Consider the following 4689-nt stretch of genomic DNA (forward strand, 5'->3'; position numbering starts at 1 on the left):
AGGGGTCCGGGCTGACCACGGCGACGGCGTGACCGGCGAGGGGGGCGCCGCGCTCGGCTGCGCCGGTCGCCGCCTCGAAGACCGCCTCGAAGCGGAAGCGCGCGCCGGGACCATCGGGCCGGTCCGCCACGGTCACGACGCCCTGCATGGCGGCGGCCAGCCTGGAGACCACCGCCAGTCCCAGACCCGCGCCGCCGAAACGGCTGGCGTCCGAGGCGTCGACATGGCCGAACTCCTCGAAGATCCGCGTCCGGGCCTCGGCCGGGACGCCGGGTCCGGTATCGTCGATGATGAAGGCGAGTCGCGGCGATTTGATCGAGCCGCCGGTCCGCTCGACGGCGACGCGGACGCCGCCTGTCTCGGTGAATTTGACGGCGTTGCCCGCGAGGTTGAACAGCACCTGTCGCAACCGGCCCTCGTCGCCCATGATGTCGACGGCTCCGGGCGCGACGGACCAGGCGATTTCCAGCCCCTTCTCGTGAGCCCGCGGGCTGAGCAGCTCCGCGACCCCGCGCACCAGCGCCTCCAGATCGACGGGGGCGTGGTCGAACTCCAGCTTTCCGGCTTCCAGACGGGCGTAGTCGAGCAGGTCGTTGACCAGTCCCAGCAGATGCTCGGCCGACGATCGCGCCGCCTCGGCATAGGCGCGCTGGGCGCCGTCCAGCCGGGTGCGCGACAACAGACCCAGCATGCCGATGACGCCGTTGAGAGGCGTGCGCATCTCATGGCTCATCAGGCGCAGGAATTGCTGTTCCGGAGCCTCCGTCGCCACCCCTGCCTTCGCCCGCCGCGCCATGCCGATCTCCCTGATCAGCATCCTGCCCGGCAATCCCTTAAGACCGGCTCAATCGGCCCGGTTAAGACGCAGGCGGCGAAGAGGGACGCCGCCGCACGACAGGCCATGCGACCCGCCGTCCAGCCCCCATGTCAGTCGTTCGTTGCGAAACGACGAAGGTCGTGATCGGCCTTCGGACCTCAGCGAACGGCCGCAAAGGTCGTGGCGGCGTCCCTGTAGCGCGCGAGCTCCCGTTCCGTCATGCAACGGGGCGTGCTCCAGGCCGGGTCCGAGGGCCGCACCGACAGCGCCTCGCGGGCGGTGACGAAAATCGGCGCCGCGCCATGCTCCCGGGTGAAGGCCCGGCGCGTCGCGGCGTCCGTGCCGCAGATCATGACCGCGCGGGCCGTTGACCGCGCCGACGGCTGACCATTGTCGTCGGCGCTCGCCAATCCGGCCGGCAGGATCGCCGCAGCGGCGACGGCTGCAAGGCCGATGAAGGGGGTGAAAGCGCGCATCCAGTTTCTCCCGAACGCCTGAAACAGTCAGGACCCGGAGGAATAATGCGCTCTTTTGGCCTATTGTAAAGGTTATGCGACGACTGGAAGTCGGAAATTTGACATTTACCCCGTCAGCGGACGTTTAAAGCCCCTGCGCGGCGCATGCGCCGGATGCCAGTCCGCCCTCGACATTCAGCGTGGCGTCGGCGTTCTCGGTCACTCCCAGACTGCAGATCGACAGACGGTGATCCGTCTCCAGGGCCGCCAGCCAGGCGAACAGCGGCCCGGAGCCGACGCTGGAGAGCTGGAAGCCGAGCTGACCCGAGGCGCTCATCACGGTGACCACGTCCAGTCCCGCGGCTTCGGCGGTGCGACGGATCAGAGGCTCGAGCCCCTCCGGGGGCGGACCCGCCGGGGCTCCCGGGGGTCTGAAAGAGGCGGCCGCGGCGCGGACCTCCGCCAGCGTGACGGCGGCCGCTTCGGCTCGCTCGGCCGCGGCGGCTCTCCATCCCAGAACCGGCTGGACCAGACCCAGCCAGATGGCGAAAGCCGTCAGCAAGCCGGCCATCACCATCAACATCCGCCGTTCGCGCAGCGTGCGGCCGCTCCACCACGCCTGGGCCTGCCCGACGACCCGGTTCATCGGGCGCTCCCGATCGTGATATCGCTGACGATGCGGCCCCGGTCATTGAGGGCGGCCGTTTCCGTCACTTCCAGACCCTTGGCCCGCATCGCCCGGGCGATGGTCTGCGTGTCCTGATAGTCGGCATGGGTGATGCTGGCCTTCATCCCGGCGGCCGGATCGACGATCAACAGGTCGAGCTCCGCCCCCTCGACCCCCTCGACGGCGGCGAACAGGGCGGCTGTGGCGCCGACGACGCCCCCCGGGGGCGGGGCGGCGCGGACGCGCCGGCGCAAGGCCTCCACGGGATCGGGGCGGCCGGCCAGATCCGGCGCGATCCGGACAATCTCGGCGCGCGCGCGGTTGGCGTCGGCGCGGGCGGAGGCGTCATCACGGGCCGCGGCGGCGGCGATCAGAACCAGGGGGGAAACGACCAGCAGTCCGGCCATGGCCGAGGCCAGCGCCCAGCCCCGGCGCGTGGCCCCCCGCCCCCGATCCTGCGACGTCAGCAGATTGACCGGCGGCGCCAGGGCCGCCTGTATCAGGGCGCGCTCGACTTCGGCCGCGTCCGCGATCGGTTCGACACGTCGCGATCCGGCCACCAGCTCGACCAGATCCGGCTGGACGCTGGCGGCGAACCCGCGGCCCCGAAGGACCGTGGCGCTTCCGAACACGACAGCGTTCAGCCGGTCGTCCTCGCCCGGTTCAGGCACGATGAGGGCGTCGGGCACGATGGCGTCAGCCCTCACCCCCAGGGCCTCCAGATAATCGATCCAGGCCTGAAGCAGCGGCAGACCAACCACGGCGACCAGCCGGGCCTGACCAGACGGGGGCGTCGGTCCCAGCGCCGTGGCCAGCCGGTCGGGCGGGGCCGCCAGCTGTTCCTTCAGCATCCACAAGGCGGCGGCGCGCTGCTGGGCCAGTCCGCCGACGGGGAGATCGAGCCAGCGGATCGTCACCTCGGGCCCCGGAACGATGGCGACCGTGCGCATGGGCTCCGGCCGCTCGACGGGGTGCAGTTCAAGCAGGCCGCGGTCGCGCACGGCGCCGTCCTCAATCACCATACAGGGGGCAGGTTCGCTTCCGAGGGCGGGGATCAGGATCAGGCGGGTCGGTTTCATTCTTCGGGAGTCCAGCGCTGGATCACGGTGCGGACGCGCCCGTCGGATCCGGCTTCCAGCAAGGCGGTGCGGACGGCCCGGGAGCCGCCCAGTTCGACGTCGACCCGCAGATCGAAGAAGCGGGTCAGGACCGTGATCTGGTCGCGGGCCTCCGGATCGACCGGGGCCGCCGCCATGGCCGGTTGGGCCCAGAAGGCGGCGGCGTCCGCCCACCCGTCGCGCGGCCGCGCCGCGATCACGGCACGCGCCTGCTCAGGCCCGACCGCGCCGCTCGTCAGCATGGTCAGCAGCGGCGCCTGCGCCGGCGTCAGGGTGTTCACATTCAGGGGCGACAGGCGCGAGGTCGGCAGGGCGCAGAGGAACGGCCTCAACCGGCGATAGGTTTCGGCGTCCGCGCCCTTGACCGCCCGCAACTCGCTGACCTCGGCCAGCATGGCGCCGCCCGTGCGATAGGGAGTCTCCAGACCCGCATAGGCTCCATCTTCAGCCCCCAGCGGCAGCGGCGTCGTGTCGGCGTCCAGCCAGTCGGTCAACGCGTCGGCGATCGCCCGCATCCGGCTGTCGGGCGCGCCGACGGCCCGGCCCAGCGCCCGGAACTGCGCCGCCCCGAGCGGGCGCGCCGTCAGGTCCTCGCCGACCCCCAGGGCGAGGCTGTTGAGGTTGAAACAGGCCTGGCCGTCGGTGACCGTGGCGGTGATGGCGCCGCCGTCGATCGGGAAGGTCATCGGCCGCCCGTTCCAGTCCGGCTCCAGCGGCGTGCGCGCGGGTCCGCTCGCCACGAGGCGCGCGATCTGGCCCCGCGCCAGATTTTCGGCGCCCGCCGCATACCACTGGGCCTGGCTCTGGAACTCGACGTTCGCCGTGCGTCGGACGGAGAAGCGCACGTCATCGAGGATCGCCACCGCGACCACGGACATGACGGCGACCAGCAGCAGCACGGTCAGCAGGGCCATGCCCTCGCGATCGGTTCCCCGCCGCCTCATCGGCCGCTCCCGACGACGAACAACTGATCGACCCGCCCATAGCCCTTGATCGTCATCCCGATCCGCACCGCGTCGGGCAGGGGCCGGTCGAGGCTGGAGATGAAGGCGGGGGCCGCTTCTCCGTCACGCACGAAGGCCACGGTGACGTCGCTCACCCCGCGGTAGAGCACCTGGGGCGGACCCGGGCGGGCGCCGTCCAGATGGCTGGAGGCGCGCCGTTCAAGCCGGTCCTCGACCAGCCGGTACTCCACCCGTTGCAGGGACGGCCGCGCCTGTTCGCCGGGATTGCTCCAGCCGGCGCGGTTCAGCACGAGGATCGGATCGCCGGGCGCGGCGGCCCCGACCATGGGCTGGGGCGTCGGCCGCCCGGTGGGGCCGCGCGACCGGCGCGCCGTGGCCTGACCGAGGTCGGCGCGCAACAACCCCCGCATCCGCTGCAGGTCGCCGACCCGGTCGCTGGCGGCCTTGACGGCGAACCGGTTGTCGATGGCGCCGCTCAACACGGCCGCCCCCGCGCCCGCCAGCATGGCGAAAATCATCAGCGAGATCATGACCTCGACCAGGGTGAAGCCCGCGCGCTGTGTCACGGTCTCGTCCTTGACCGGAAGATGGTGCGTTCGGCGGCCTGTCCCTCGGCGTCCTGGACGGTGATGTGGATGCGCAGGAGGTCGGGGTCTTCGGTGGGGGT

Annotated in this window: 6 protein-coding genes; all 6 read right to left on the reverse strand. The window is 71.6% G+C overall.

The window, feature by feature from the left end; translation table 11 throughout:
- Positions 1-817, reverse strand: an 817-nt coding sequence (locus QQJ79_RS14830) for a sensor histidine kinase (RefSeq protein WP_284223702.1), incomplete at its 3' end; no start/stop codon positions are given.
- Positions 818-975: 158 nt separating this feature from the next.
- Positions 976-1293, reverse strand: a complete 318-nt coding sequence (locus QQJ79_RS14835) for a hypothetical protein (RefSeq protein ID WP_284223703.1) — start codon at positions 1291-1293, stop codon at positions 976-978.
- A 124-nt stretch (positions 1294-1417) separates the two neighbouring features.
- Positions 1418-1918: a type II secretion system protein M gene (locus QQJ79_RS14840; RefSeq protein ID WP_284223704.1), complete on the reverse strand. Its 501-nt coding sequence runs from the start codon at positions 1916-1918 to the stop codon at positions 1418-1420.
- The gene (gene gspL, locus QQJ79_RS14845; RefSeq protein ID WP_284223705.1) at positions 1915-3018 is read right to left on the reverse strand and encodes a type II secretion system protein GspL; all 1104 of its coding nucleotides are present in this window, start codon (positions 3016-3018) and stop codon (positions 1915-1917) included. Before gspL ends, QQJ79_RS14840 begins: the two co-directional genes overlap by 4 nt.
- On the reverse strand, positions 3015-4001 hold the full coding sequence (gspK, locus tag QQJ79_RS14850) for a type II secretion system minor pseudopilin GspK (RefSeq protein WP_284223706.1): 987 nt from the start codon (positions 3999-4001) through the stop codon (positions 3015-3017). The genes gspL and gspK overlap by 4 nt, the downstream gene beginning before the upstream one ends.
- On the reverse strand, positions 3998-4588 hold the full coding sequence (gene gspJ / locus QQJ79_RS14855) for a type II secretion system minor pseudopilin GspJ (protein ID WP_284223707.1): 591 nt from the start codon (positions 4586-4588) through the stop codon (positions 3998-4000). The genes gspK and gspJ overlap by 4 nt, the downstream gene beginning before the upstream one ends.
- Positions 4589-4689 lie beyond the last annotated feature (101 nt).

This window comes from Brevundimonas denitrificans (genome assembly GCF_030160755.1).
In the GTDB taxonomy this organism is placed as follows: domain Bacteria; phylum Pseudomonadota; class Alphaproteobacteria; order Caulobacterales; family Caulobacteraceae; genus Brevundimonas; species Brevundimonas denitrificans.

What these genes read in the sequence shown, in the direction of transcription:
- QQJ79_RS14835 (WP_284223703.1), bottom strand. Translation starts at nt 1,293, where the DNA reads ATGCGCGCTTTCACCCCCTTCATCGGCCTTGCAGCCGTCGCCGCTGCG.
- QQJ79_RS14840 (WP_284223704.1), bottom strand. Translation starts at nt 1,918, where the DNA reads ATGAACCGGGTCGTCGGGCAGGCCCAGGCGTGGTGGAGCGGCCGCACG.
- gspL (WP_284223705.1), bottom strand. Translation starts at nt 3,018, where the DNA reads ATGAAACCGACCCGCCTGATCCTGATCCCCGCCCTCGGAAGCGAACCT.
- gspK (WP_284223706.1), bottom strand. Translation starts at nt 4,001, where the DNA reads ATGAGGCGGCGGGGAACCGATCGCGAGGGCATGGCCCTGCTGACCGTG.